Source organism: Komagataeibacter sp. FXV3 (genome assembly GCF_015155755.1).
Classification (GTDB): domain Bacteria; phylum Pseudomonadota; class Alphaproteobacteria; order Acetobacterales; family Acetobacteraceae; genus Komagataeibacter.
The window spans coordinates 1-2,565 of record NZ_VWPI01000182.1; the positions used below are offsets into that span (position 1 = coordinate 1).

At 43.0% G+C, this 2,565-nt stretch carries 4 protein-coding genes and 1 pseudogene; 3 read left to right on the forward strand and 2 right to left on the reverse strand.

Features of this window, described 5'->3' with window-relative positions:
- Window positions 1–151 precede the first annotated feature (151 nt).
- Together F1542_RS16745 and F1542_RS17530 are read right to left on the reverse strand one after the other, a co-directional pair.
- A complete protein-coding gene (locus F1542_RS16745; RefSeq protein WP_193733992.1) occupies window positions 152–904 on the reverse strand; it encodes a LysR substrate-binding domain-containing protein in 753 nt (250 codons plus the stop codon).
- Between the two features lie 33 nt (window positions 905–937).
- Window positions 938–1,057 carry a LysR family transcriptional regulator gene (locus F1542_RS17530; protein ID WP_193733993.1) on the reverse strand — a complete coding sequence of 40 codons (120 nt, stop codon included), beginning with the start codon at window positions 1,055–1,057 and terminating at the stop codon, window positions 938–940.
- A 107-nt stretch (window positions 1,058–1,164) separates the two neighbouring features.
- On the opposite strand from F1542_RS17530, the gene F1542_RS16755 reads away from it, so the two are divergent.
- The 3 genes and pseudogenes from F1542_RS16755 to F1542_RS16765 all read left to right on the forward strand — a co-directional run.
- Window positions 1,165–1,839, forward strand: coding sequence for an isochorismatase family cysteine hydrolase (locus tag F1542_RS16755; protein ID WP_193733995.1), 675 nt, complete (start codon window positions 1,165–1,167; stop codon window positions 1,837–1,839).
- The gene (locus tag F1542_RS16760; protein WP_193733994.1) at window positions 1,836–2,156 is read left to right on the forward strand and encodes a GYD domain-containing protein; all 321 of its coding nucleotides are present in this window, start codon (window positions 1,836–1,838) and stop codon (window positions 2,154–2,156) included. Before F1542_RS16755 ends, F1542_RS16760 begins: the two co-directional genes overlap by 4 nt.
- Before the next feature lie 89 nt (window positions 2,157–2,245).
- A pseudogene (locus F1542_RS16765) lies at window positions 2,246–2,565 on the forward strand (TonB-dependent receptor); the annotation flags it as partial.

Consider the following 2,565-nt stretch of genomic DNA (forward strand, 5'->3'; position numbering starts at 1 on the left):
CCATACTTCCAGATCCGATCGCCAGTCGGTGTTCATCGCCAGCTCCCACTACAGCGGGTCTTCCATGAATCACTGATCGCACCCGTTGGGAATCCTTATCCCAAATTTTCTGCCAAAGTAGTGCTAGGGGCCATTCAAAACAACATTTCTCTTACGAGGTCATTCTTATAGGACGCATGCAACTTACAATATGTTCAACCAAAGACCGAATAAGAGGCTCTTCAGACCGTTTTTCTGGACAAATTATATAGTAATCATGAGAAGCATTAATTGACTTGGGAAATGGATGAATAAGTGCACCTTCTGCCAAATAATTTCGTGTGAGCACATCAGATGCTAGAGCAATGCCACGTCCCTGGACAGCTGATGCTATTGCATGAGCCGCAGAAGCAACACAGACACGTTGACTCCCCATTAAACTCATCCCGGCAGTTACTGCCCATCTTGACCACTCGTGTCCATCATCTTCATGAAGAAGTGTAATACCGGTTAATGTTGTATGACGTTTCTGTAAATCAAGATTCGGGAAAAATATAGGAGAACATACAGGAATTAGCCTTACATTGCTAAGAATATGCCAGTTTTTTCCTAAAAAAGGGGGTCTATCATAAACAACTGCGATATCACATGTTTCCCAGTCAACATCAGATAAAACCATAGCTGATTTTATTGTCAAATCTGGAATATTATGACTTTCAGAAAACTGGATAATAGTGCTGTTCAGCCATGCCATCCCCAGTGACGGTGGCAGCGAAACCGTTAAAGCTTGGGGAGCTGTTGAGGCTTCGATTATGTGCGCAGATCTAGTTGCGATCTCTAGTTGCCCAAGGGAAACAGCTACCGCATGCGCAAAATCCTGCCCGGCCCTAGTTAATCGTACGTTTCGTCCTTTTTTTTCAAACAATGATATTCCTATCATTTGCCGTAGCTTTTTCAACTATAAGGAAATGGCGCTTGGGCTTAGATTTAGCTCATACGCTGCTCCGCGAACGCTCCCAAGACGGGCTACGGCTTCAAATGCTGGAAGATAATGTAAATAAGCAAGCGTGCGCGACATCAAATCCCTCCTGCACAATCGTTGAGTTTTTTAGCACATTCGATGCGAGGATAAATCGGTTTTTTTTCTATTCTGGCATGTTAATGAAAATCACGGGAGGTAATAAAATGATTTCTGCAAAACCTTTTAATTTTCCTTATGACGGCAATCTTGCTGCCAAGTCTACCGCGTTAATCGTGATCGATATGCAGCAAGATTTTCTTTCTGAAACTGGGTATTTTGCGAAACAAGGCTATGATCCTTCCCGATTGCGATCTATCCTTCCTGTAATATCAAAGTTAATCGCTACCTGCCGTGATGTAGGAATCAGAATAATTCATACAAGACAAGGCTACCGCAGCGACAAGGCTGATATGACTCCTTACGAAAAATGGAGAAGGAATATTTGTGGAATTGGAGATGCCAATGTCCTTGTTAGGGGAAGCCCCGGCTTCGAAATAGTTCCTGAAATAGATGTTAGGCCTGATGACATTATTATAGATAAGACTTGTAATAGCTCTTTTACTTACACAGACTTGGAACATGTTCTTCACGCGCAGGATATTACTCATCTGATTTTTACCGGATGCACGACAGATGTTTGCGTGCATACCAGCCTTAGAGAAGCTTGTGACAGAAATTTCCAATGCCTGACTGTATCTGATGCCTGCGCCAGCGGCGATCAGTATGCTCATGAAGCCGCTTTGCACATGATTACAGTAGAAAACGGCGTATTTGGCACGATTTCAGATTCTTATTCTGTTATTAACGGACTATCTAAAATCCGGAATTGTTCCCAATGAATGGTAGTATACAAAAGTATATTTCTTTAATGAAATTAACACATATTGGTTTGAAGGATTTAGGGAAAAGCCAGCAACGACAAAGAAAAAGCGAAGATCGCGTTAGCGCGCTTGGGGGCCGTTCACTCGCATTTTACGCTGCAATGGGAAGTTATGACTTCATTCAGATTTTTGAGATGCCCAATAACGAATCAATGCTACTTTACGTTATGAGTGCCCGACAAGATGGTTATGTTGATCCCCTGATCCTACCTATTTTTGATTCAGAGGTCTGGAATGGGATTGCCGAAAATATAACGAAAACAGTTATTAAATAATATAGTTATATTTTTTATAAACCACTTTAATTAAATTTATTTATGCAAACCACAAATGTGTCGAAACAGGAATGAAATGGAATATCCACATGAAACTATATTTTTTACGTCATTCTTTCCGTCTTCTAGCTAAGGTCCCAACATATGCCAGCCTTCCGGCCCTGCCCTGCCTGCTACTGGCATCGGCATCACCACTGGCATTTGCTGCAACGACACCTGCCAGCGCTCAATTGGTTGATAAAAAACATATTGCCGCACATCACCGTCAGGGTACAGCAGTTTCCAAGGCATCGCCCGAGCAGATAACAGTAACCCGGTCACATGCGCAGCGTTATCTGGCCACGCCCGGTACGGTCAACACGATCAGCGGGAAGGAACTGCGCTCGCTTCACCTTGAAAGCCCAAAGGA